Below are 22,809 nucleotides of genomic sequence, written 5' to 3'. Positions count from 1 at the left end.
GGAAAACATGGCATACGACGCAAGGGCGCGGCCCGGAGGCCGCGCCCTTGCCCTCACCCGCATCCGGGTCAGAAGATTCCCTTGTAGCCCTGCCACCCGGTGGCGATCTTCGTGCGCGAGCCGAACGATCCCTTGCCGTCGCCGTTGTTGCGGTAGAGATTGCCGGAGCCGTCCCGCTCGACGATGTCCGCCTTGCCGTCACCGGTGATGTCACCGACTCCGACAACGGTGTTGTACGAGGCACCCCAGTCCTTGAAGACCAGCACTCGCTCCTTGAACTGGCCCGACGCCGTGCCGTTGTAGCGCCACAGTTCGTTCGACTTGTCCTTGGCCAGCAGGTCGCCGTACCCGTCGCCGTTCAGATCGCCCACCCCCATGACCTTGGTGTAGGTCCAGTGGGAACGGATCTTCTTCCCGGCCGCCATCGTCCCGTCGCTCTTCGTCGCGAAGAGGTAGAGGTCACCGGTCGATGTCTTCCAGCCGAGCAGATCCGCACGGCCGTCCCCGGTCAGGTCACCGGCGGTGGTGAGGGTCTTGTACGCCTGGAAGCCGGTACCGAGCTTCGTGTAGGAGGTGGTGGGCGTCACGGCCTTCCCGCACGCAGGCTTGTAGCCCCGCAGCGATCCGTCCGTCATGCGCACCAGCACGTCGTTGCAGTGATCATCATTGAGGTCCCCGAACGGGACCGCGACCGCCGACGTCGACCAGCCGCTGCCCGAGGTCTTCCCGGAGAGCTTCCCCGTCCCGTCGCCGTGCTGGAAGGTGAACTGGCCCTTGGAGTTCAGGGTCAGTACATCTCCGATGCCGTCACCGGTGTAGTCGCGTTGCACCGCACCACCGCCTGTCACCTGCACCGTTCCGGACTTCGTCAGCGGTGCGCCCGAACCGTCGGCGGGCTGCGCCGTCAGTGTCCAGGTGTATGCACCGTTGGCCACAGGGTGGCCGGCCGATGGCACACCGTCCCAAGAGGCTTCGATCAGCCCGCCGGTTTCCCCTCCGGAGAGCGTCGCCACCGTGATGCCCGTGGCTTTGTTCTTCAGCGACAGCTTCCACGACGCCGCCGCCTTCGACAGCCACCATTTCGGGGTCCAGCGACGGCCCTCGTCGTCCACATTCTTGGTGGCCGGCACCGATGAGTCGATCTGGGCGAGCGGGGCCGAACCGATCCCGGTCGGGGCGAGGTGCACCTTCTGATCCTTGCCGGCATATGCCACGAGGCCACTGTGCGGGTCGGCCGTCCAACCGGCGCCAGGAACAGATGAGTTGGCTGTTCCCATCACCAGGTCGGCGGGAGACGCGCCAGTGAGGTCCGTGACAACCACCCGGTCGTCGGCGTCCAGTCGGGAGACGAAACCGTCGCCGAGTCGGCCGGGAGTGACGCCGACGCCGATCGTCCTGGCCCTTCCGTCGGCGAGATCGACGACTCCGGCGGCGGTCGGCGCTGCACCGCACTCCCAGTAGAGGTACCGCGCGGAAGCCTGCAGGGCAGGAGCGGCGCAGGATGCCCCGGTGGTGAGCGTGCGGGTTACCGTGCCCTTCGCTACGTCGGTGGCCGTCAGCTTGCCCGTGGCGGACAGCTGCCAGAGCGTGTTGCCCCAGAGGGCGGAGGCCCCGGCGGGCGCTGTGCGCACCACCGCGAGGGAGTCCAGGTCGCGTACTTCGGTGCGTGCCGCGGTACCGGTCCCCGTCCCGTAAGCGATGTAGTGGCCGGACACGCCGTAGACCTTCGGCGCTGCGGTGCCCACGGTTACCTGACTTCCTGGGGCGGGATCGTCCTTGTCGACCACGTGGATCCGGTATCCGTTGTCCTCGAGCGTCGTGTACACGGCGGAGCCGTCGGCTGCCGGGTACAGCTCCGGGCAGCTCTGCACGTCCTTGCATACCGCGCTGTACTGGACTGACGCCGGTCCGAGATACGTCTGGCCGCTCACCGTCGGTGTGCCCGTCAGGGCCGGCTGCCGCTCGAAGAAGCCGAGGCCCGCGCCCGTCGGATCCGTCTCGTACGTGACGAGCCGGTTCCCGTTCAGAGCGAGCCTCGCACTCCGAGACGGCTGCCACGGCACGGTGAGTACCTCGCTACGCAGAGGTGCGCCGTCCGGGCCCGCGGTGAAGCGGTGTACTGCGTAGTCGCCCGAGGGGTCCTTGCCCAGGACGAGCAGGCTACCGTCCGGGCCGGACAGCGCGTGGTCCGCGTATGCGTAGGAGAGCAACGTGGTGGTCTTGCCGTCGGGGGCGATGGCCGTAAGCGCACCGCCCCCGCCGTTCGCCCAGACCACCTGATCGCCGACCAGGAACGTCTTCACGTAGGAATTCGAGACCGGACCGACGATAGGTACGCTGCGAGGGGCTGCCTGCAGATCGGCACGGGAGAGCACCTTGACGCTCTTGGACGCTTCGAACCAGGATACGGAGTCCTTGGTGACCTGAAGATCTTTCGGCGCGCCGGTGAACGGCAGCTCGGTGAACGTGGCTTCATCCAGATCGACGAGCCCGTAGTGACGGACTGTTCCGAGCGTATATCCGACAACCGTGCTGGAAGGGTCACCGACCCCGTACACCGACGTGAAGGCAGCGGTGCAGACGGCACCGGAGGGCAACCCGACCACCTTGCGGTCGGTGAGAACCGGACCGTCGAAGCGGAACAGGTGGCACTCGCCTGTTGCGTCTCCCGTCGTCGCGGCGGCCACAACAGTCTCACCGTGCACCGTCAGATAGCGGAATCCCGCGGGTAGTTGCACGGTCCGTGTGGTGCCGCCCGGCGCATCGACCAGATTGACTGCGCCGGCGGTGACGGGATAGGCGATCACGTCCGACATGGTGTTGACGGGCTGGACGTAATTGTCTTTCAGGTGCAGTTCGGAGGTCGCACCGCTCGCGTAATCCGTCCACTGATAGCCGGCACCGCCGGCCGTACGATACGCGAAGCCGGTGCGTCCCGCGACCACGGGATAGACGAGGCTGATCGTTCTCGTGGGTGCCTCGAGTACCGCCTCGGGCGCCGGGACGGCGGCGCCGGCCGGGCCGCCCAGCGGCCCCAGGGTCCCGACAAGAGCTGCTGCGACGCCTACTGCAGTAGCGACGTTTCTGATCGTACGAGGGCGTGCCAGGACATGACGGCCCATAGAGGGACCCCCAAATCTGCGGAGGCCGGAAAGCTGCATGGCGCGTTCCGGGCAGCGAAGAGGTGTGGGGCCCTCTGGTGGTCCCGTGCGTGGGCACGGGAAACAAGAAAGTACGTGTGTGTGGGTACGTGTGTCAGAACCACGTATATAAGAAGCGGAGGCTATCAGTGGATGCACGCGTTGGCATGGCCTGATCATGAAACGCCGAAAGGCCCTGCCCGATGCGGTGCATCGGGCAGGGCCTTTCGGTCTGACAGATCAGCTAATTTCAGCCGTTGCGCTTCCAGCGCGGCTTGTCGTCACGACGGCCGAAGGTACCGGTGTTGGTGCCGGTGCCCGTGCCACCGCGGTGGTCGTCGCGGCGGCCGGTCGGACGGTCGCTGCCACCGGAACGGAAGCCACCGGCCGGACGGTCGTCACGACGGTCGCGGTTGAACGGACGGTCGCTGCCACCGGAGCGGAAGCCACCGGCCGGACGGTCGTCACGACGGTCGCGGTTGAACGACGGGCGGTCGTTGTCGCGGTTGAACGACGGACGGTCGTTGTCACGACGGAAGCCGCCCGACGGACGGTCGTCACGACGCTGGAAACCACCACGGTCACCACCGCGGTCACCACCGCGGTCGTCCCGACGGTCACGGTTGAACGACGGACGGTCGTTGTCCCGGTTGAACGACGGACGGTCGTTGTCACGACGGAAGCCGCCCGACGGACGGTCGTCACGACGCTGGAAACCACCACGGTCACCACCGCGGTCGTCCCGACGGTCACGGTTGAACGACGGACGGTCGTTGTCGCGGCGGAAGCCACCGGACGAACGGTCGTCACGACGCTGGAAACCACCGCGGTCACCACCGCGGTCGTCCCGACGGTCGCCGCCACGGTATCCACCGCGGTCGCCGCCCCGGTCGCCACCGCGACGGTCGAAGTTGCCGCGGTCGTCACGACGGTCGTCGCGCGCTGCGGGCTGCTCCGGCACGGAGACGGCGGCCTCGATCGCGGCCTCCGCCTCGGCGGCCGCCTCGGCCACCGCTGCCTCGGGGTCGTCGCCCCGCTCGCGCGCGGCACGGGCGACCAGACGGTCGGCCTCCTCGCGGAGCTCACCGGCGCGGCGCTGGACGCGCTCCAGCTGCTTGGTCAGGTCGGCGACCTCGCGCTCCGCCTGCTTGGCGGCGTTGTTCGCGGAGTCGGCCTGGACCTCGGTCAGCGAACGGGCACCGGTGATCTCGGCGACCTCCGGCTCGAAGACACCCGCGCCCTGCACGATGTGGCGGGAGGCGTCGACGCCCGCGTCCTCCATCAGGCGGAAGATCTGGCGGCGCTGGTGCGGCAGCGCCAGCGAGACGACGACACCGGACTTGCCGGCCCGGGCGGTACGGCCCGAGCGGTGCAGGTAGTCCTTGTGGTCACCGGCCGGGTCCACGTTCAGGACCAGGTCGATGCCGTCGACGTGGATACCGCGGGCGGCGACGTCGGTCGCGACGAGCGCGTTGACGTAACCCTTCTTGAAGTCCTCAAGAACGCGGGTACGGGCGCCCTGCGTCATGCCGCCGTGCAGCGCGTCCGCCTTCACACCCGACTCGATGAGCTGCTCGGCGATGCGGTCCGCTCCCAGCTGGGTACGGACGAAGATGATCGTGCGGCCCTTGCGCGCGGCGATGGCGGAGGTGACCGGCGCCTTGTCCTTCGGCTTCACGACGAGGACGTGGTGCGACATGGTCGTGACGTTGCCCTGGGCGCTGTCGACCTCGTGGCTCACCGGGTTGTTCAGGTAGCGCTTGACCAGCGTGCCGATCTCGTTCTCCATCGTGGCGGAGAAGAGCATGCGCTGACCGCCGACCGGAACCTGGTCGAGCAGCTCGGTGACCTCGGGCAGGAAGCCCAGGTCGGACATCTGGTCGGCCTCGTCGAGGACGGCGACCTGGACGTTCTCCAGGGAGCAGGCGCCCCGGTTGATGATGTCGCGCAGCCGGCCCGGGGTGGCGACGAGGACGTCGACACCGCGCTCCAGCGCGTAGATCTGGTTGCCCATCGACGTACCGCCGCAGACGACCTTCATCTTCAGGCCGAGCACGTCGCCGTAAGGCTGCAGCGCGTCCGCGACCTGCATCGCGAGCTCACGGGTCGGGGTGAGGATGACCGCGCGGGGCTTCTTCTTCTCGGTGTGGCCGCCGGCCAGCGTGGCCAGGGTCGGCAGACCGAAGGAGAGCGTCTTGCCGGAGCCGGTACGGCCACGGCCCAGGATGTCCTTGCCGGCCAGGGCGTCCGGAATGGTCGCGGCCTGGATCGGGAAGGGCGCGGTCACACCGTTCTGCGCGAGCTTGCGGACGATGCCCTCGGGCAGGCCCAGGTCCCCGAAGGTGACGGTCGGCTCGGCGTCGACGGGGGCGTCGGCGGAGGTGGTGTCGGTGGTGGTGGTGGTGGCCTCGGTGGAGTCGACGGTCTCGGTCGACTCGGACACCTCGGCGGCCTCGGCCACTACGGCCTCGGCTGCGGTGACAATCTCGTCGTTCTCGGGCATGACGGTGTTGTCAGAGCTGAAATTGGACATGCGAAATGCGAAACCTTCCGGAGTCTCGGCACGCGCCCATAACTCCGTGATTCGCAATTTCGACCGCCTCAATGCGGTCCAGCCACGGCAAGGGAGAGTACGCGCCACACGGCGCTCTTCTGTGTCGGCGCCGGGCAATGGGATCAAACGATCTACTACCATACGCACCCCCACCCACATTGCGCAAACCGCGCGTCCCGAACCGCCCGCTACACCGGCCCCACCTGCGGTGATACCTCCGGCGTCCGCATGGCCTCCAGCCCGTCCGGCAGGCTCATCGCGTTGCTACGGAACTGTGCGGCAGGCGACTCGGACGGCCCCGGCGGCGGATCCGACGGCTCCGGATCGGGCGTGCTCGACGGCTCAGGGGTGGCCGACCCGGACGGTTCGGACGGCCCCGAAGGCTCCGACGACGGCCCCGGCGGCTGCTGCGGCCCGCCGGATCCCGGCAGCGAGGGCATCGGCAGGTGTCCTCCCCGCGTCGGCAGCGGATCACTGGGCCCCGCGGCCGTCTGCCCGCCGCCGGGACCGGCCGAGGCGCCCACGGAGACGCTCGGGTCCGGCGATTCGGGGGCCTCCCGGTCGGAGTGCGCCTCCGCGCCGCTTCCGGAACGGGCCCGCCCCGTACCGGCCACCGTGGAACCGTCCGGTTCACCCACCGAGCCCTTCGGCCGGGCCGACTGCGACGGGACCGGCTTCCCCCCGTCGTCGCTGATGCTCATGCAGCCGGTGGACGCGGCGATCGTCACTGCGGTGACGGCTGCCCATCGGACAGGGACGGACAAGGCGGGCGACTGACGCACGGGGCGGCACCTCCGGGGCGGGGAGCGAAGCGGGGCGGGAACGGACGGGAGGGGGCGCTGTGCCCAACTCCCGTTCCCCCGCAAGGGACACGCCCCGAACCTCGATCCCGGACGCCCCTGCGCCCCGCCCGACCCGAACGGCCGCTCCCTGTCCGCCCGTCGGCTCAGCCGTAACCCAGCGCGTGCAGCCGCTCGTCGTCGATGCCGAAATGGTGGGCGATCTCGTGGACGACCGTGATTTCCGTCTCGGCGACCACATCCTCGCGCGACTCGCACATCCGCAGCGTCGGCCCCCGGTAGATCGTGATCCGGTCCGGCAGCACCCCGGCGTACCACTCACCGCGGTCGGTCAGCGGCGTGCCCTCGTACAGCCCGAGGAGCTCCGGATCGCCGGGGTCCGGTTCGTCCTCGACGAACACCGCGACGTTGTCCATCAGCCGCGTCAGCTCCGGCGGAATGCGGTCCAGGGCCTCGGCGACCAGTTCCTCGAACTCTTCGCGCGTCATCTCCAGCACCCCGCCATTGTCACGTAACCCCGCCCCCCGGCGGCCGCGCCCCACCATCCTCGCCCCGCATAGCCGCCCCGGTCCCCGGGCATACGCGCCCAATGCCCCGCGACCCGTTCCGCGCAGCAGCAGCCGTCCTGGCCGGAGTGACCGCAGCGGCCGACGCCCTGCGCCGGCACCGCTCCCGTCCCGCCGCCCCCGGAAACACCACCGCCCTCGCACCCTCCCTCGGCAGCGCCCCGCACCCCTACGCCCGCGCGCTGGGCCTGGTCGCCGTCGTCGTCTTCGGTGCCTGGCTGGGGCTGCTGATCGTCGGGAGTGTCCGTACGCCCGTCGGGCCCATGGACACCACCATGACCCTGCGCCCCTCCCTCACCGGCGGCACGAAGATCAATGTGGCCCCGCTCGGCGCTCTGGAACTGGACTCCCACATAGCCCCGGTCCGTCTCGACGTCGATGTCGACCGCCTCGACCCGGTGCGCTCCGAGGCTCTGGTCCAGCACCCCGAACGGCTCTCCGGTCTCCAGCAGGAAGTCACCGAGGACGTCTCCACCGGCGCCCGCGATCTCGCCCTGCGCTCCTGCACAGCCGTCGTCTCCGGCGCCACCGCGCTCGGCCTCGCCGTCTACCGCCGGCCGCGCCGCGCCCTGGCCGCCGGCGGGCTCGCGCTGGCGCTCCTGGCCGCGTCCGGCGTCAGCGCGTACGCCACCTGGAACCCGAAGTCCGTGCTGGAGCCCAAGTTCTCCGGGCTGCTCTCCAGCGCTCCCTCGGTGGTCGGTGACGCCCGCTCGATCGTCACCGACTTCGACGTCTACCAGCGCGAACTGGCCCGGCTCGTCACCAATGTGACCAAGTTGTACGACGCCACGTCGACGCTTCCCGTCTACCGGCCGGACCCCGCCACCCTCCGCGTCCTGCATGTCTCCGACATCCACCTCAACCCCGCGTCCTGGCAGATCATCGGCTCGCTGGTCCGGCAGTACGACATCGACGTGATCATCGACTCGGGCGACACGATGGATCACGGCTCCGCGGTCGAGAACGGCTTCCTCGACCCGATCCGCGATCTCGGCGCGCCCTACGTCTGGGTCCGCGGGAACCACGACTCGCGCATCACCCAGATGTATCTCGAGCGGTTCAAGAACGTGCACGTGCTGGACGACGGCCGGGCGGTGGATGTCGGCGGGCTGCGGGTGGCCGGCATGGGGGACCCCCAGTTCACCCCGGACCGCTCGCTGCCTGACCAGGGCGCGGCCGCGGAGCAGATGGCGGGCATGCGGCTCGCCTCCGCGCTGCGCGCCCAGGAGCAGGCCGGCACGCCGGTCGACATCGCCGTCACCCACGAGCCGGACGCGGCCCGCGAGACGGACGGCACGGTCCCGCTGGTCCTCGCCGGCCATGTGCACCACCGGCAGAACGAGCTGATGAGATTCGGCACCCGGCTCAAGGTCGAGGGCTCCACGGGTGGCGGCGGCCTGCGCGCCCTGCAGAACAAGAAGCCGGAAAAGGTGCGCGCCTCGGTGCTCTATCTGGACCGCACGACCCGCCGTCTGCAGGCCTGGGACGAGATCACACTCGGCGGGCTCGGCCTGACAACGGCCGAGGTCAGCCGCCATCTGCCGGAGGGGAAGCAACCCGGAGCGACCCCTTCGCCTATTCGGTTTGGCTGACACCGAAACGCCGTAGTACAGTCTCCGACGTGCCCAAGGGCGCCGGTCAGGGCCTGACCGTTCCGAGACCCCAGAGGTTGAAGAAGAAGCGGAACCTCTTGAGGGGAAGCGGAGTCAGATGCTTCTCACGTCCCTCTTCGGGGGGCGATAGACGCAGAAGTAGCAGTTCTGCCCTCATCGTCTAGTGGCCCAGGACGCCGCCCTTTCAAGGCGGTAGCACGGGTTCGAATCCCGTTGGGGGCACGCACCACCTTGTGCGACACTTAGTCGCACAACAGCTTGGTCCTGTGGAGCAGTTTGGAGTGCTCGCCACCCTGTCAAGGTGGAGGCCGCGGGTTCAAATCCCGTCAGGACCGCTGCAGCTCGTAAGTGCTGCGTGGCTGGGTAGCTCAGTTGGTACGAGCGATCGCCTGAAAAGCGATAGGTCGCCGGTTCGATCCCGGCCCCAGCCACCTCTCGAAGGCCCCGTCCCCCGGATGGGGCCTTCGTCGTGTCAGACCTCTTCCCGGTCCGCGGAGTTCACGTCCCGGCGGCACCACGTCCGTACCCCGAGAACCAGCAGCACCACCGCGACCGCGGTCACCAGCGCAATCGTGTCCGGCACCTGCTCGCCGATGCGCCGGGCCCACTGTTCGACGGCGAACGAATCGTCCACATCCAGCAGCCCGGGCAGCGCGGTCGTCCCGTCGTAGGCCAGGAACAGCGCACCGAGCCCGATGAAGAGCAGCCCCGACAGCAGGGTCGTGGTGTGCAGTTCGAAGCGGCCGAGCCGGAAGGTCCGACCGCGCAGCCACGCCCGGCGACCGAGGTCGAAGCGTTCCCAGAGCAGCGCGAGCAGAAACAGCGGAACGGCCATGCCCAGGGCGTACACGGCGAGCAGCAGTCCGCCGTAGACGGGGCTGCCGCTGACCGCCGCCACCGTCAGGACGCTGCCGAGAATCGGCCCGGCGCAGAAGCCGGCCAGGCCGTAGACGGCGCCGAGGGCATAGACCGATACGGCGGTCGTCGGCCTGATCCGGCCACTGAGCGCGGCGATCCGGCGCGAGGCGAAGCCGAGGCCCACGATCTGCGCCACGCCGAGGACGACGATCAGCCAGCCGGCTCCGAGGACGAGCTGGTCGCGGTGGCTGTAGAAGAGCCGTCCGGCAAACGAGCCGGCGGCGCCGAGCGGCACAAGGGTGGTGGCCAGACCGGCGTAGAAGATGCCGGTACGGGCCAGCAGCCGTGCGGCGGAGTCGATGGAGTAGGCGAAGAAGGCGGGCAGCAGCAGGGCGCTGCACGGGCTGACCAGAGCCAGCAGCCCACCGAGCAGGGCGGCGAAGTAGCCGATGCCCGGGGTCACTTGTCGGCGCCCTTGGCATCCTTGGTGTTCCTGGCCCGGTCTGCCGCCGCGTCGATTGCCTGGGTGAAGACCTCCGTCGACTGGGCACCGGCGATCGGGCGGCCGTTGATCAGGAACGACGGGGTGGAGGTGGCGCCGATCCCGTATCCCTGCTCCTGGTCCTTGCTCACCGCGGCGGACGCGGCGGAACTGTCGGCGTCGCGGGCGAACCGGTCGAGGTCCGCCACCCCCGCCTGCTGGGCCAGGGCCTTCAGCCGGGCCTTGCCGAAGCCCTTCTCCTTGACCCCTTCGGCGTACGCGGCCGCGTGGAACTGCCAGAAGCGGCCCTGCTGTCCGGCGGCCCAGGCGGCGCGCGCGGCTGCCTCGGACTCGGCTCCGAAGATCGGGAAGTTGCGCCATTCGATGCGCAGGGTGCCGTTGCCGACGTACTTCTTCACCAGAGCGGATTCGGTGTCGCGGGCGAACTTGCCGCAGTAGCCGCACTTGAAGTCGGCGTACTCGATGAGGACGACGGGCGCGTCCGCCCGGCCCTGCGCCAGTTTGTCGCCGGGGTCGCGGCGGGCGAGCTTCGCCAGCTCGGGGTAGACGCCGGCATCCGGGTCGGCGGTGACCTCGGCGACGTACGGGGAATCGGAGGCCGAGTGGTCGGGGGCGGTGGCCCGGTAGGAGGCGTAGCCGAGCAGCGCGGCGGCGAGGACGACGCCGGTGCCGTAGAACAGCGGCTTCCTGGAGGACGGCTTCGGCGAGGGCGCTTTGGGCGTGGGCATGGCAAGCTCCGTGCTCGTGATGCGGGGTGGTGAGGGGACGACCGGGCGACGCAGGGCCGTCTAGACCCGCAGTACCGAGAGTTCCACCGGGGTGGGCGCGGCAGGCCCGGGACCCCGCAACCCGACGCGTACGGGCGGCTCGGCCGACCCCTGTCCGGCGGGCCCGGCCTCCTGCGAAGCCCCGCCGCCCGACGCCGTCGCAGCCCCGCAGAAGAACCCCGGTGCGACTGCGAGCACCGCCGCCGGGCAGCACCACTGCGCACGGGACACGGGGACCAGCTTTCGACTGCGGTACGAAGATCGGTTGCCCGAAATGGTACGTGCTGTGACACCGGGCTTCCCCACGGTCACCACGGCCGTGACGCAGACCGCGCAAAATATGTTCGCCGTTCCTCGGGCCCGGGTGCGATCCTGGGACCCGTATGTCTACTTCCTTTGCCGATCTCCAGTCCCAGCTCGGACAGCTCTCGCTCCGCGACGCGCACCGGCTCGGCCGCCGCCTCGAAGGGGCGCGCCGGATCCGTAAGCCCGAGGCCCAGCAGACCGTGCTGGACGAGATCGCCGCCCAGGCCGGGAAGGCAGCCGAGCGGCTCGCAGGGCGCGCCGCGCGGGTGCCCGCTCTCTCGTACCCGGAAGAGCTTCCGGTCAGTCAGAAGAAGGACGAGATCCTGGAGGCGATACGCGGCCACCAGGTCGTGATCGTCGCCGGTGAGACCGGGTCCGGCAAGACCACGCAGATCCCCAAGATCTGCATGGAGCTGGGACGCGGCGTCCGGGGCATGATCGGGCACACCCAGCCGCGCCGGATCGCGGCCCGTACGGTCGCCGAGCGCGTCGCCGACGAGCTGAAGACCCCGCTCGGCGAAGCGGTCGGCTGGAAGGTCCGCTTCACCGACCAGGTGAACCCGGACGCCACGTATCTGAAGCTGATGACGGACGGCATCCTGCTGGCCGAGATCCAGACGGACCGCGAGCTGCTCGCGTACGACACGATCATCATCGACGAGGCCCACGAGCGGTCGCTGAACATCGACTTCCTGCTCGGCTACCTGGCCCGGCTGCTGCCCAAGCGCCCCGATCTGAAGGTCGTCATCACCTCGGCGACCATCGACCCCGAGCGCTTCGCCCGGCACTTCGGTGATGCACCGATCGTCGAGGTCAGCGGGCGTACGTATCCGGTCGAGGTGCGCTACAGGCCGCTCCTGGAGGAAGAGGGCGAGGACTCCGACCGCGACCAGATCACCGCGATCTGCGACGCCGTCGACGAGCTCCAGGCGGAGGGCCCCGGCGATGTCCTGGTCTTCCTCTCCGGCGAGCGCGAGATCCGCGACACCGCGGACGCCCTGAACAAGAAGAACCTCCGCCACACCGAGGTGCTCCCTCTCTACGCGCGCCTGTCGCACGCCGAGCAGCACCGGGTGTTCCAGCGCCACACCGGCCGCAGGATCGTTCTGGCGACGAACGTCGCCGAGACCTCGCTGACCGTCCCCGGCATCAAGTACGTGATCGACCCGGGCAACGCCCGGATCTCCCGCTACAGCCACCGCACCAAGGTCCAGCGGCTGCCGATCGAGCGGATCTCGCAGGCCAGCGCCAACCAGCGCAAGGGCCGCTGCGGCCGTACGTCGGACGGCATCTGTATCCGGCTGTACTCCGAGGACGACTTCCTGACCCGCCCGGAGTTCACGGACGCGGAGATCCTCCGTACGAACCTGGCGTCCGTCATCCTCCAGATGACCGCGGCCGGCCTCGGCGACATCGAGAAGTTCCCCTTCATCGACCCGCCGGACCACCGCAACATCCGCGACGGTGTGCAGCTTCTCCAGGAGCTCGGCGCACTGGACCCGGACGAGAAGGATCCGAAGAAGCGGCTGACGCAGCTGGGACGGAAGCTCGCACAGCTGCCCGTCGACCCGCGCCTCGCCCGCATGGTCATCGAGGCCGACCGCAACGGCTGCACGCGCGAGGTCATGGTGATCGCCGCCGCGCTCTCCATCCAGGACCCGCGGGAGCGGCCCTCGGACAAGCAGACGCAGGCCGATCAGCACCACGCCCGCTTCAAGGACGAGACGTCGGACTTCCTGGCGTTCCTGAATCTGTGGCGCTACATCCGCGAGCAGCAGAAGGAGCGCGGCTCGTCCAGCTTCCGCCGGATGTGCAAGCAGGAGTATCTGAACTTCCTGCGCATCCGCGAATGGCAGGACATCTATGCGCAGCTGCGCACGGTCGCCAAGCAGATGGGCATGCATCTCGAGGAGCCCTCGGCGGACCTGGCCGCACCCGAGCAGGCGGTGCACACCTCGCTGCTGGCCGGGCTGCTGTCGCACATCGGGCTGAAGGACACCGAGAAGAACGAGTACCTGGGTGCGCGCAGCGCCAAGTTCGCGATCTTCCCCGGTTCGGCGCTCTTCAAGAAGCAGCCGCGGTTCGTGATGTCGGCCGAGCTGGTCGAGACGTCCCGGCTGTGGGCGCGGGTCAATGCCAAGGTCGAGCCGGAGTGGATCGAACCACTGGCCCAGCACCTGCTGAAGCGCACGTACAGCGAGCCGCACTGGGAGAAGGACCAGGCGGCGGTGATGGCGTACGAGCGGGTCACGCTGTACGGCGTACCGATCGTGGCCCAGCGCAAGATCAATTTCGGCCGGATCGACGCGGAGACGTCCCGCGATCTCTTCATCCGGAACGCGCTGGTCGAGGGCGACTGGCGCACGCACCATCAGTTCTTCCACGACAACCGCAAACTCCTCGGCGAGGTCGAGGAGTTGGAGCACCGGGCGCGCCGCCGCGACATCCTCGTGGACGACGAGACGCTCTTCGACTTCTACGACCAGCGGATTCCCGAGCACGTCGTCTCCGGCGCGCACTTCGACTCCTGGTGGAAGCACAAGCGCCGCGACGAGCCGGACGCGCTCGACTTCGAGCGCTCGATGCTCATCAACGAGAAGGCCGGGGCCGTCACCAAGGACGACTATCCGGACTCCTGGCGGCAGGGGAAGCTCAAGTTCAAGGTGACCTACCAGTTCGAGCCCGGCGCGGACGCGGACGGTGTGACCGTCCATGTCCCGCTCCAGGTGCTCAACCAGGTCACCTCGGAGGGCTTCGACTGGCAGATCCCGGGTCTGCGCGAAGAGGTCGTCACCGAGCTGATCCGCTCGCTGCCCAAGCCGATCCGCCGGCATTACGTACCCGCGCCGAACTACGCGGGCAAGTTCCTGGACCGGGCGGTGCCCCTGCAGGAGCCGCTGCCGGTCACACTCGCGCGTGAGCTCCAGCGGATGGTCGGCGTCCCGGTCTCCGCCGAGGACTTCGACCTGTCCCGGATCCCGGACCACCTGAAGATCACTTTCCGGATCGTCGACGAGCGGCGCCGCAAGGTGGCCGAGGACAAGGACTTGGAGGCGCTGAAGCTCCAGCTGCGCCCCAAGGCCCGTCAGGCCCTCTCCAAGGCCGCTGCGGCCACCGCGGGCCCGTCGGGCGAGTCCATCGAGCGGTCGGGCCTCACGGACTGGACGATCGGCACCCTGAACCGGGTCTTCGAGACCCGTCGGGCCGGCCAGCCGGTCAAGGCGTACCCGGCGCTGGTCGACCAGGGCGAGACCGTGGCCGTACGACTCTTCGACACCGAGGCCGAGCAGCTGCAGTCCATGTGGCGCGGCACCCGGAAGCTGATCCTGCTGAACATCCCGGTGAACCCCGCCAAGTTCGCCTCGGACAAGCTGACGAACCAGCAGAAGCTGGCCCTGTCCCGCAACCCGCACGGTTCCATCCAGGCGCTGTTCGAGGACTGCGCGACGGCGGCCGCGGACCGGTTGATCGGCGCCCACGGCGGTCCGGCCTGGGACGAGGAGTCGTTCCGGAAGCTGTACGACAAGGTCCGCGCCGATCTCGTCGCACTGACCGAGCACACCGTCGCCCAGGTGCAGCAGGTGCTGGCCGCCTGGCAGGCCTGCGAGCGGCGCCTGAAGGCCACCAACAGCCTCGTCCTGGTCAACAACGTCACCGATGTGCGGGACCAGCTCGCGGCCCTCGTACCGCCGGGCTTCGTCACGAAGACCGGGCTGCGCAGGCTGCCCGACCTGATGCGCTATCTGGTCGCCGCGGACCGCCGGCTGCAGCAGATGCCGACGGCCGTCCAGCGCGACACCACGCGCATGGAGAAGGTCCACGAGATGCAGGACGAGTACGCCTGGCTGCTCGAACAGATGCCGCAGGGCAGGCCCGTTCCGCAGGAGGTCCTGGACATCCGCTGGATGATCGAGGAGCTGCGGGTCAGCTATTTCGCGCACGCCCTGGGCACCGCGTACCCCGTCTCCGACAAGCGGATCGTGAAGGCGATCGACGCCGCGGCGCCGTGACCCGGGCGGCCTCGGGGGCGTAACCGAGCCACCACCAGGAGTGAGGTCGACCAGAGCCTCCAACCTCCTGTACAGTCTGTTTTCGCAGCCAGCCGCAAGGCAGCAGCGAAAACCTGGTCCTGTGGAGCAGTTTGGAGTGCTCGCCACCCTGTCAAGGTGGAGGCCGCGGGTTCAAATCCCGTCAGGACCGCAGTAACGAAAGCCCGGATCCTCAAGGATCCGGGCTTTCGCGTGTCTTGACTCCGGCAACTGCCAACGAGTACTCAGACAACAGGGACTGTCCCTGTTCCACAGCGCGGGGCAGCGCGTTCCACCGGGGGGTGGCGCGGATGGCGGCATCCACAGCGAGGCACGAGACCCGCGCACTGTTGCGCGCCCATTTGGCGGCCGCTTCCGGCTACCGGCATCTCACCCGGCACTGCCCGATCTGCCATCGGCTCCTGCGGCTCGCCATGGAGCCCGCGGCCGACTCCATGGAACCCATTACGGGCTTCCTGGAGTACGTGACGGCCTCCGGGGCCACGCACCCCCCGGAACCACCCGTCCTGCCCGGCGAGGCGTCAGCGGCCGCTGTGGACACCGCCGCAGTCGCCGCGCCCGCCCATGCCTCCAGCGCGTCGGCCGGCGAGGCGAAGGCCGAGGAGGAAACTCCCGTCGCCCCATGACCAAGGGTGCGGAATTCCCTTTCTCGGCAGTGGCAGGCTCGATCCCGGCAAGACATGGACCGTGTGACGGGAGTCACTACATGAGTTTTGAGAAAGGGTGACTTTACACCCTTCCTACAACTGGCGAATTTAATATGTGCAATTGCACTACTCGGGCGGGGTCACCGTGGGACCGCCGAAAGAGCACTCAGGGGACCGTCCAGCAGGGCCGGCAGGGACGCGTGACGGCCGGCACCGAGCCGGCACCGAAGCCGACGCACAGCCGATCCCGGGTCACCCCACAGGACCGACCACCCGCCGTGCGGGCACAAAAAAGATCGCGCTGGACCCGGCGGAGTCCAGCGCGATCGAACGACGCACCCGTATGACATAGGTATGGCGCCCGTTGGGGCGGACGCCCGTCGTGTGGAGCTATGGGTGGGCAAACGCGGGTTGGGGGACCCGGGCAGCCCGGTTGTGGCGCGGCGACAGGGGTGTGTCAGGCCTCGCTGCGCTGCTGCGGAATACCCGCAAGCAGTGCGCGGACCTCTGCCTCGCGGTACCGGCGATGTCCACCGAGCGTGCGGATGGACGTGAGCTTGCCTGCCTTGGCCCAACGGGTGACCGTCTTCGGGTCCACGCGGAACATCGTGGCAACCTCAGCCGGGGTCAGCAGCGGCTCGGCATCAGGGGTGCGAGCGGTCATGAGCGGCCTCCTCGGGAGAACCGAACCATCTCGGTTCTTTCCTCTAAATTCTGCACCTTGACCCACGTTGCCCGAAATGGCGGACGCGGGCCGAGTCGGTTATAGGACGAACGGCTTGTCCTCGGCACTACAACTACACCATCCGTCCAGCCACGTCGGCCAAACCGATGGAATTGCCCTCCCAGGTGTTCATCAGCGACGGAAGCCGATGGACCATGCCATAGCGGACAGTCACACCACCGTGACGATCAGTCACAGAGCGATCAGGAGTCACCAGACCCCCCATAGCGTGCAATGCTGAGCATTCCGCCCATACTTGGGCGGAAGGAGTCCTCCCCGGACTCCTTGTCCTATTTTGGCACGAGGAGTAGGGAAGGGCGCAAGGGCCCAGTTAGTGCTATCCGTCACCCTTGAGGCAAAGGCCCGGTTCGGGACGTAGGTCCTGGAGCCACTGGAGTTCGCTCCCGCCCCTTCGCCCTCACTGGTCTCACGAGTCACACGGGGCAGCGGTTCAGTGCCTTCTCCGACCGGCCGGGATCAGTTCGCGAACTGACGGTCCCTCACGGCACGCCACCGCTCGGCCAGCCGCCCGTACGCCTCGCCCGCGCCCTCGGTGTCACCGGCCCGCAGCGCCGCGATGCCCTCGGCGACATCCAGGGCCGACCGGTCCTCGGCGAGCTGCTTCGCCGACAGCGCGTGCACCAGGCCGCCGTAGTCCAGCTCGACCAGCGCACGCGGATGGAACTCCTCCAGCCAGCGCCCGACGTCCACCAGCCCCTCGGTCAGCGGACCCTCGTCGACGCTCTCACGCAGCGTCTTCAGCGCCCGGGCCAGCCGGCGCCGCGCCTGCACCATCGGAGTCCGGTAGCGCAGCACCGGCGCTCCCCCGTCCGCGGCCGCCCCGGTGTGCTCGCGCTCCTCGTCGGCGAAGAGGACGAACCAGCGCACCGGGACCTGCCACACCGCGGTTCGAATCCACGGCCGGGCGTCCGGATTGCGCTCCGCCCACCGCTCGTGGTCCGCGACCGCCTGCCCGCGCACCACCGGCGGCAGCACCGCGTCGAGCACCGGAGCCGGGAACATCTCCGCCAGCTCCCCCAGTGCCAGCCAGCCGCGCAGCCGGGTCCGCCACGGGCAGACGCAGACCACGCCGTTCACCTCGGCGACGAACGCGTCCCCGCTCTCGTGCACCGGCACCCCGACCGGCGGGGTGGCCACCAAGTCCGCCAGCGAACGGCGCAGTTCGTCCTGGGCCGTGGGGATACGGGCGCGCCCCGCATACCGGGCCCAGTGGGTGCGTTCCGGCTCCGGGAAGGCGGCCAGCGGTTCGTACACCCGGAGGTAGGACGCGTAAGGGACGAGCACCGAAGACACCACCGACATGCAGCAAATCGTGTCACGCCCGTACTCCGCCGGGGGGTGATCCTCGGCACTGGAACAGATCTCCGTCCGCGCAGGACTTACGCTCTTGCCCAGTCGGACCGGCCGTGGGGCCGGTCCGGGGCCCTCCCCACCTTCAGGAGGGTCTCCCGCCGCTTCGTACTTGGGAGTCACCACAGTGACCGATGTGACCGACGGCGTCCTGCACACCCTGTTCCACTCGGATCAGGGGGGACACGAGCAAGTCGTGCTCTGCCAGGACCGTGCCAGCGGCCTCAAGGCCGTCATCGCCATCCACTCCACCGCTCTGGGCCCGGCCCTCGGCGGCACCCGCTTCTATCCGTACGCCTCCGAGGAGGAGGCCGTCGCGGATGCGCTGAACCTGGCGCGCGGCATGTCGTACAAGAACGCCATGGCCGGTCTCGACCACGGCGGCGGCAAGGCCGTCATCATCGGCGACCCCGAGAAGATCAAGACCGAGGAACTGCTGCTGGCCTACGGCCGGTTCGTGGCCTCCCTCGGGGGGCGCTACGTGACCGCCTGCGACGTCGGCACCTACGTCGCCGACATGGACGTCGTCGCCCGCGAGTGCCCGTGGACCACCGGCCGCTCCCCGGAGAACGGTGGCGCCGGCGACTCCTCCGTCCTCACCGCGTTCGGTGTCTTCCAGGGCATGCGGGCCTCGGCCCAGCACCTCTGGGGCGACCCGACGCTGCGTGGCCGGAAAGTGGGGGTCGCGGGCGTCGGCAAGGTCGGCCACCACCTCGTCGAGCATCTGCTGAAGGACGGCGCCGAGGTCGTCATCACGGACGTACGCGACGAGTCGGTACGCCGGATCACCGAGCTCCACCCCGAGATCGCGGTCGCCGCGGACACCGCCGCGCTGATCCGCACCGAGGGCCTCGACATCTACGCCCCTTGCGCGCTCGGCGGCGCGCTGAACGACGACACCGTTCCGGTGCTCACGGCCAAGGTGGTGTGCGGTGCGGCCAACAACCAGCTGGCGCACCCGGGTGTCGAGAAGGACCTCGCGGACCGTTCGATCCTCTACGCCCCCGACTACGTGGTGAACGCGGGCGGTGTCATCCAGGTCGCCGACGAGCTGCACGGCTTCGACTTCGACCGGTGCAAGGCGAAGGCATCGAAGATCTTCGACACCACGCTCGCCATATTCGCACGTGCGAAGGATGACGGCATTCCGCCGGCCGCGGCTGCCGACCGGATCGCCGAGCAGCGGATGTCCGAGGCGCGCCGCCGCTGACATCCATAACCGAGGGTCCCAGGTGCCTCACCAGGCGTCTTCCCTGCTCCTCGGCGCTTCACGGCCCACCGATCCGCCGACCGGCGAGACAAGACTCACGCCGGTCGGCGGGTCGCATGCCAAGAAGAGGTTAAAATCGCAGTTGACCAGCGAGGACAGGGCTTCTTGCTGGTCCTGTTCCGGGGCGTGTGATGCGGGCGGCGTACCGTATGGCCACGGAAGCAGGTACCGTTAAAGCCCTACGGGCACGGTCTCTCTGCCGAGAGTCCGTCCTGAAACATGAACGCGTGTCAAGACTCTGGGGCCGTCGAGCCCCGTCACCGAGGGGGTCGAGCCATGGGGCGCGGCCGGGCAAAGGCCAAGCAGACAAAGGTCGCCCGCCAGCTGAAGTACAGCAGCGGCGGGACTGACCTGTCGCGTCTGGCCAATGAGCTGGGCGCATCGCCTTCGAGTCAACCACCGAACGCAGAGCCGTTCGAGGACGACGACGAGGAAGATGACCCGTACGCACAGTACGCGGATCTGTACAACGACGACGAGGACGAGGACGAGGACGATCAGTCCGGTCCGTCGTCACAGCGCCGCGGCGCTTGACCTCGCGCTGACACAACAACCCGGTTCGGGCCTGCCCGGACCGGGTTTTGTGCTGTCCTGATCAGGCTGAGCCGGGCCGGGATGCGCTCGTTCCCGGCCCGCCCGGCGATGGAGGGCAGAGCGAACGCACCGGACGGCTCCGGTGCGTCCTGCCCCCACCCCGGCTACCGCGCGTACGAACCCGTGAGCTCGGCACCCGTCGCATGCGTGCCGCGATCCGTGATCTCACCGGCGACCCAGGAGTCGACTCCACGGTCGGCCAGCGTCGTCAGCGCGACGTCCACCGAGTCCGCGGGGACGATCGCGATCATGCCGACACCCATGTTGAGCGTCTTCTCCAGCTCCAGCTGCTCGACCTGACCGGCCTTGCCGACCAGGTCGAAGACCGCGCCGGGCGTCCAGGTGGAGCGGTCGACCGTGGCGTGCAGCCCGTCCGGGATGACCCGGGCGAGGTTGTTGGCGAGGCCGCCGCCGGTGACGTGGCTGAAGCCGTGCACCTCGGTCGTACGGGTCAGCGCCAGGCAGTCCAGCGAGTAGATCTTGGTGGGCTCCAGGAGCTCCTCGCCGAGCGTGCGGCCGAACTCCTCGACGTCGCGGTCCAGCGCCCAGCCGGCCCGGTCGAAGACGACGTGGCGGACGAGCGAGTACCCGTTGGAGTGAAGTCCGGACGACGCCATCGCGATGACCGCGTCACCCTTACGGATACGGTCCGGGCCGAGCAGCCGGTCGGCCTCGACCACGCCCGTACCGGCGCCGGCGACATCGAAGTCGTCGGGGCCGAGCAGGCCCGGGTGTTCGGCCGTCTCGCCGCCGACCAGGGCGCAGCCGGCCAGGACACAGCCTTCGGCGATGCCCTTCACGATGGACGCGACACGCTCGGGGTGCACCTTGCCGACGCAGATGTAGTCGGTCATGAAGAGCGGCTCGGCGCCGCAGACGACCAGGTCGTCGACGACCATGCCGACGAGGTCGTGGCCGATGGTGTCGTACACACCCATCTGGCGGGCGAGGTCGACCTTCGTGCCGACGCCGTCGGTGGCGGAGGCGAGGAGCGGACGCTCGTAACGCTTGAGCGCCGAGGCGTCGAAGAGGCCGGCGAATCCGCCCAGGCCGCCAAGGCCCGCGACTTCAGCGCGCTGCGTCTTCTTCACCCACTCCTTCATCAGCTCGACGGCACGGTCGCCGGCCTCGATGTCGACGCCCGCTGCCGCGTAGGAAGCACCTGTTGTCTCAGACATTGCCTGGGATCTTTCGTGTGGAAATACGGGGCTGATGGCAGGGCCGGTGTGCCTGGCCGGTCACGGACGACGCAGCGCGTCGGCCGCGGCGGTGGCCGCGGGGCCTGCCGCCAGCTCGGTCTCCAGCAGCTGCTTGCCGAGCAGCTCCGGGTCCGGGAGCTCCATCGGGTACTCGCCGTCGAAGCAGGCGCGGCACAGGTTCGGCTTGGCGATCGTCGTCGCCTCGACCATCGCGTCGAGCGAGATGTACGCGAGCGAGTCTGCACCCATCGACGTGCAGATCTCGTCGACCGACATGCCGTTGGCGATCAGCTCCGCGCGGGTCGCGAAGTCGATACCGAAGAAGCAGGGCCACTTCACCGGCGGGGACGAGATCCGGATGTGGATCTCGGCGGCGCCGGCCTCGCGGAGCATCCGGACCAGTGCGCGCTGGGTGTTGCCGCGGACGATCGAGTCGTCGACGACCACCAGGCGCTTGCCCTTGATGACTTCCTTGAGCGGGTTCAGCTTGAGGCGGATGCCGAGCTGGCGAATGGTCTGGGACGGCTGGATGAAGGTCCGGCCGACGTACGCGTTCTTGACCAGACCGGCACCGAACGGGATGCCGCTGGCCTCCGCGTAACCGATGGCGGCGGGGGTCCCGGACTCCGGGGTCGCTATGACCAGATCGGCCTCGACCGGGGCCTCGGCGGCCAGCTTGCGGCCCATCTCCACGCGGGAGAGGTACACGTTCCGCCCGGCGATGTCGGTGTCGGGGCGGGCCAGGTAGACGTACTCGAAGACGCAGCCCTTGGGCTTCGCTTCCGCGAACCGCGAAGTGCGCAGACCGTTCTCGTCGATGGCGACGAGCTCGCCCGGCTCGATCTCACGGACGAAGCTGGCGCCGCAGATGTCGAGAGCGGCGGATTCGGATGCCACCACCCAGCCGCGCTCCAGTCGGCCGAGAACCAGCGGGCGGATGCCCTGCGGGTCGCGGGCGGCGTAGAGGGTGTGCTCGTCCATGAAGACGAGCGAGAAGGCGCCCTTCACATCGGGAAGCACCTTGGCGGCGGCCTCCTCGATGGTGAGCGGCTTGCCGTCGTCGTCGGTCTGGCCGGCGAGCAGAGCGGTCACCAGGTCGGTGTCGTTCGTCGCGGCGACCTGGGTGGCGCGGCCGTCCTTGCGGGGAAGGTCGGCGACCATCTCGGCGAGCTGGGCCGTATTGACCAGGTTGCCGTTGTGACCCAGGGCGATCGAGCCGTGCGCGGTCGCACGGAACGTCGGCTGCGCGTTCTCCCACACCGAGGCACCGGTGGTGGAGTAGCGGGCATGACCGACCGCGATATGGCCCTGGAGAGATCCCAGAGACGTTTCGTCGAAGACCTGCGAGACCAGTCCCATGTCCTTGAAGACCAGGATCTGGGACCCGTTGCTCACTGCAATGCCCGCGGACTCCTGTCCACGGTGCTGCAGGGCATACAGTCCGAAATAGGTGAGCTTGGCGACCTCTTCACCCGGAGCCCAGACACCGAAGACGCCACAAGCGTCCTGGGGGCCTTTCTCTCCGGGGAGCAGGTCGTGGTTGAGTCGTCCATCACCACGGGGCACGCCACCGAGTGTAGGCGAGATCGACCACTGGTCCGAATTGGGGACACCTCGCCGGAACGCCTGGGAAGGGCGACGAAACGTCGTCCCCGGGGCTGATCGAGCGATCACGGACAGTGATTGCTTTCGGCTGCGGGCGGGCTGTGGAGGCGGCGCGGGAGGGCTACGGGGCGGTTGAGGACCGGCCTGGGGGCGGGTTACCGGCCAGTTCCGGCCATGGGGATGTCACGGCGGCTGCAGGGCCGGGCGCGCGCTCGGCGAGTCGGCCGGCGGACGGGGGAGGGCG

The 22,809-nt window shown here is 69.0% G+C and carries 15 protein-coding genes and 4 tRNA genes; 10 read left to right on the top strand and 9 right to left on the bottom strand.

Annotation, left to right across the window (positions count from 1 at the left end):
* Positions 1 to 68: 68 nt before the first annotated feature.
* Positions 69 to 3,122 carry an FG-GAP-like repeat-containing protein gene (locus tag OHA88_RS25135; RefSeq protein WP_328627153.1) on the bottom strand — a complete coding sequence of 1,018 codons (3,054 nt, stop codon included), beginning with the start codon at positions 3,120 to 3,122 and terminating at the stop codon, positions 69 to 71.
* A gap of 268 nt (positions 3,123 to 3,390) precedes the next feature.
* Positions 3,391 to 5,673 carry a DEAD/DEAH box helicase gene (locus tag OHA88_RS25130; RefSeq protein ID WP_328627152.1) on the bottom strand — a complete coding sequence of 761 codons (2,283 nt, stop codon included), beginning with the start codon at positions 5,671 to 5,673 and terminating at the stop codon, positions 3,391 to 3,393.
* Between the two features lie 249 nt (positions 5,674 to 5,922).
* Between OHA88_RS25130 and OHA88_RS25125 the strand changes: the two genes are divergently transcribed.
* The gene (locus tag OHA88_RS25125; RefSeq protein ID WP_328627151.1) at positions 5,923 to 6,471 is read left to right on the top strand and encodes a hypothetical protein; all 549 of its coding nucleotides are present in this window, start codon (positions 5,923 to 5,925) and stop codon (positions 6,469 to 6,471) included.
* Between the two features lie 169 nt (positions 6,472 to 6,640).
* On the opposite strand, the gene OHA88_RS25120 is transcribed toward OHA88_RS25125, so the two are convergent.
* Positions 6,641 to 6,991 (bottom strand): metallopeptidase family protein, encoded by a 351-nt coding sequence (locus OHA88_RS25120; protein ID WP_030929660.1) that lies wholly within the window; start codon positions 6,989 to 6,991, stop codon positions 6,641 to 6,643.
* Positions 6,992 to 7,083: 92 nt separating this feature from the next.
* Between OHA88_RS25120 and OHA88_RS25115 the strand changes: the two genes are divergently transcribed.
* From OHA88_RS25115 to OHA88_RS25100, 4 genes are all read left to right on the top strand, one after another.
* Complete coding sequence (locus tag OHA88_RS25115) at positions 7,084 to 8,652, top strand: metallophosphoesterase family protein (protein ID WP_328627150.1); 1,569 nt, start codon at positions 7,084 to 7,086, stop codon at positions 8,650 to 8,652.
* 170 nt (positions 8,653 to 8,822) lie between these two features.
* A tRNA-Glu gene (locus OHA88_RS25110) sits at positions 8,823 to 8,895 on the top strand.
* Positions 8,896 to 8,933: 38 nt separating this feature from the next.
* Positions 8,934 to 9,008: transfer RNA gene (locus tag OHA88_RS25105), tRNA-Asp, on the top strand.
* Between the two features lie 22 nt (positions 9,009 to 9,030).
* Positions 9,031 to 9,104 (top strand) — tRNA-Phe (locus OHA88_RS25100).
* A 41-nt stretch (positions 9,105 to 9,145) separates the two neighbouring features.
* Here the strand turns inward: OHA88_RS25100 and OHA88_RS25095 are convergent.
* Together OHA88_RS25095 and OHA88_RS25090 are read right to left on the bottom strand one after the other, a co-directional pair.
* Complete coding sequence (locus OHA88_RS25095) at positions 9,146 to 9,994, bottom strand: cytochrome c biogenesis CcdA family protein (protein WP_328627149.1); 849 nt, start codon at positions 9,992 to 9,994, stop codon at positions 9,146 to 9,148.
* Entirely contained in the window at positions 9,991 to 10,761 is a 771-nt protein-coding gene (locus tag OHA88_RS25090) for a DsbA family protein (protein ID WP_328627148.1), read from the bottom strand. Before OHA88_RS25090 ends, OHA88_RS25095 begins: the two co-directional genes overlap by 4 nt.
* Positions 10,762 to 11,183: 422 nt before the next feature.
* Between OHA88_RS25090 and hrpA the strand changes: the two genes are divergently transcribed.
* The 3 genes from hrpA to OHA88_RS25075 all read left to right on the top strand — a co-directional run bounded on the left by hrpA (position 11,184) and on the right by OHA88_RS25075 (position 15,781).
* Entirely contained in the window at positions 11,184 to 15,116 is a 3,933-nt protein-coding gene (gene hrpA, locus OHA88_RS25085; protein ID WP_328627147.1) for an ATP-dependent RNA helicase HrpA, read from the top strand.
* 115 nt (positions 15,117 to 15,231) lie between these two features.
* A tRNA-Asp gene (locus OHA88_RS25080) sits at positions 15,232 to 15,306 on the top strand.
* Positions 15,307 to 15,445: 139 nt separating this feature from the next.
* Positions 15,446 to 15,781: a DUF6274 family protein gene (locus tag OHA88_RS25075; protein ID WP_328627146.1), complete on the top strand. Its 336-nt coding sequence runs from the start codon at positions 15,446 to 15,448 to the stop codon at positions 15,779 to 15,781.
* 478 nt (positions 15,782 to 16,259) lie between these two features.
* On the opposite strand, the gene bldC is transcribed toward OHA88_RS25075, so the two are convergent.
* Both bldC and OHA88_RS25065 read right to left on the bottom strand, forming a co-directional pair.
* The gene (bldC, locus tag OHA88_RS25070; RefSeq protein WP_003949541.1) at positions 16,260 to 16,466 is read right to left on the bottom strand and encodes a developmental transcriptional regulator BldC; all 207 of its coding nucleotides are present in this window, start codon (positions 16,464 to 16,466) and stop codon (positions 16,260 to 16,262) included.
* Between the two features lie 537 nt (positions 16,467 to 17,003).
* Positions 17,004 to 17,849, bottom strand: coding sequence for a hypothetical protein (locus OHA88_RS25065; protein ID WP_326629071.1), 846 nt, complete (start codon positions 17,847 to 17,849; stop codon positions 17,004 to 17,006).
* Positions 17,850 to 18,024: 175 nt separating this feature from the next.
* Between OHA88_RS25065 and OHA88_RS25060 the strand changes: the two genes are divergently transcribed.
* Positions 18,025 to 19,107 carry a Leu/Phe/Val dehydrogenase gene (locus OHA88_RS25060; protein WP_326604656.1) on the top strand — a complete coding sequence of 361 codons (1,083 nt, stop codon included), beginning with the start codon at positions 18,025 to 18,027 and terminating at the stop codon, positions 19,105 to 19,107.
* Between the two features lie 336 nt (positions 19,108 to 19,443).
* Positions 19,444 to 19,701, top strand: a complete 258-nt coding sequence (locus OHA88_RS25055) for a DUF3073 domain-containing protein (protein ID WP_030929682.1) — start codon at positions 19,444 to 19,446, stop codon at positions 19,699 to 19,701.
* A gap of 164 nt (positions 19,702 to 19,865) precedes the next feature.
* Here the strand turns inward: OHA88_RS25055 and purM are convergent, their stop codons facing one another.
* Positions 19,866 to 20,939: a phosphoribosylformylglycinamidine cyclo-ligase gene (purM, locus tag OHA88_RS25050; protein ID WP_267004320.1), complete on the bottom strand. Its 1,074-nt coding sequence runs from the start codon at positions 20,937 to 20,939 to the stop codon at positions 19,866 to 19,868.
* Positions 20,940 to 20,999: 60 nt separating this feature from the next.
* Positions 21,000 to 22,526: an amidophosphoribosyltransferase gene (gene purF, locus OHA88_RS25045; protein WP_030979951.1), complete on the bottom strand. Its 1,527-nt coding sequence runs from the start codon at positions 22,524 to 22,526 to the stop codon at positions 21,000 to 21,002.
* Positions 22,527 to 22,809 lie beyond the last annotated feature (283 nt).

Source organism: Streptomyces sp. NBC_00353 (genome assembly GCF_036108815.1).
Lineage (GTDB): Bacteria > Actinomycetota > Actinomycetes > Streptomycetales > Streptomycetaceae > Streptomyces.
Note: the sequence above shows the minus strand (reverse complement) of the source record. Positions and strands in the feature narration are given on the sequence as shown.